Here is a 1,696-nt window from a genome sequence, read left to right on the forward strand (position 1 = left end):
CCGGCGCTCCGGCTCGGGGGCGGGCGCCGGATCGCGCGGTGCCGCGCCGTCCTCCTGGGGGGGCACCCGCACGCCCCGCGCGGCCGGTGTCACGCGCCCAGGAGTTCCGCCCGGCCGATCATGGCCGTCGAACCCGGGGCCGTACAGGCGTAGCCGCCCGCGACCGCCCCGAGCCGGGCGCACTCCGACGGCTCACGCCCGTCGAGCCTGCCGTACAGGAAGCCGGTGACGAACGCGTCGCCCGCCCCGTTGCTGTCGACCACCGGCGCCGGCGGCACGACCGCCGGGATGTGCAGTGGTTCGTCGCCGCCGTCGCGCGTGAGGAGGTACGCGCCCTCCGCGCCCGCCGTGGCGACCACCGTCGTGGCCCGGCCCTCGCGCAGGATCTCCCGCATCAGCGCGGGGGCCCGTCCGCCCGTCGCCGCCGCGCTGAAGAAGACCAGGTCGGCCCGGAGCGCGAACTCCCGCTGGTGCTCGCCCAGTCCGTCCCAGTCGTGCAGATCGGTGGAGACCGGCACCCCCAGCGCCTCGATGTCGTCGTACAGGAACCGGGCGAAGTTCATGATCGACAGATGGACGTGGCGGGCCCGGCGCAGCCGGGGCAGGTAGAAGTCCCGCGGCATCCGCAGGTCCTCCGGGTCACGGGCGTCGTAGAACGACATCCGCCGGCCCGTCGCGTCCACCAGGTTCACCGCGCGCCGGGTTCCGGCCGGGGAGATGACGGCGTGGAACTCCACACCGCCTTCGGCCATCCGCTCGCGCACCTGCGCACCGATCCAGTCGTCACCGATGCAGTCGAGGAAGGCCACCTCAAGACCGAGCGCGCGGACACCGAGCGCCACATTGCCTCCGGTCTGACCGGGCCACTCCTGGATCGGGCCGACCATGACCGCGTCGGCGAGCGGGACCGGCAGGGCGTCGACGCGGACGATCGTGTCCACCCCGCTGCCGCCCACCACCACGACGTCGTATTCCGTTCGTTGTCGGACCACTGAGCCCCCTCTCGTGTTCCCGCCGCGAGTCAGTATCACCCACCCCTCCGGCAGCCCCGGTCGCGCTCTGCGCGCGCCCGCGACACCCGCTGGCTATGCTCGGTCGGGGGCCGACAACCTGATCCGTGGAGGCTCACGCCATGATGCCGTTGCCCGAACCGCGCGATATCCCGCCGCGCCTCGCCACCGGTGCGTTCATCCTCAACTCCGGCCTCGGCAAGCTCAAGGCCGACGAGGCGACCGCCCAGGGACTGCACGGTATGGCGTGCACCGCCTATCCGTTCCTCGGCAAGCTCGAACCCGCCCGCTTCACCCGGTTGCTCGCGTGGTCGGAGATCGCGGTCGGCGGGACCCTGCTGGCCCCGTTCGTGCCGACCAGGCTCGCCGGGCTCGTCCTCACCGGGTTCTCCGGCAGTCTCCTCGGCCTGTATCTGCGCGTTCCCGGGATGCGCGAGCCCGGCAGCCTGCGGCCGAGCCAGGACGGCGTCCCGCTGGCCAAGGACTCCTGGATGTTCGGCATCGGCCTCGGCTTCCTGGGCGCCGGCGGCTACCGGGTCCGCGCCTCGGCGAAGTGCCGCACCCGGCGCAGGTGCTCGCGCTGATCCCCCGCTGAGCCACTTGTGGCGGACGTGACGGCGGGCGGCGTACCGGCCTTCTTCGCCGTGTCGACGGAGGCGACGAAGAGGCGCAGCCGGATGGTGAGC

2 protein-coding genes and 1 pseudogene are annotated in these 1,696 nt (G+C 73.3%); 1 reads left to right on the top strand and 2 read right to left on the bottom strand.

What is annotated here, in order from left to right; translation table 11 throughout:
• Window positions 1–89: 89 nt before the first annotated feature.
• Window positions 90–992 (bottom strand): carbohydrate kinase family protein, encoded by a 903-nt coding sequence (locus tag ABZ564_RS32725; protein ID WP_360863142.1) that lies wholly within the window; start codon window positions 990–992, stop codon window positions 90–92.
• A gap of 140 nt (window positions 993–1,132) precedes the next feature.
• Here ABZ564_RS32725 and ABZ564_RS32730 point away from each other — a divergent pair, with 140 nt between their 5' ends.
• Entirely contained in the window at window positions 1,133–1,594 is a 462-nt protein-coding gene (locus tag ABZ564_RS32730) for a hypothetical protein (RefSeq protein ID WP_360863143.1), read from the top strand.
• Between the two features lie 23 nt (window positions 1,595–1,617).
• Here ABZ564_RS32730 and ABZ564_RS32735 read toward each other — a convergent pair.
• A pseudogene (locus ABZ564_RS32735) lies at window positions 1,618–1,696 on the bottom strand (gas vesicle protein); the annotation flags it as partial.

Origin of the sequence: Streptomyces sp. NPDC019224 (genome assembly GCF_040632605.1) — a bacterium.
In the GTDB taxonomy this organism is placed as follows: domain Bacteria; phylum Actinomycetota; class Actinomycetes; order Streptomycetales; family Streptomycetaceae; genus Streptomyces.

What these genes read in the sequence shown, in the direction of transcription:
- ABZ564_RS32730 (WP_360863143.1), top strand. Translation starts at nt 1,133, where the DNA reads ATGATGCCGTTGCCCGAACCGCGCGATATCCCGCCGCGCCTCGCCACC.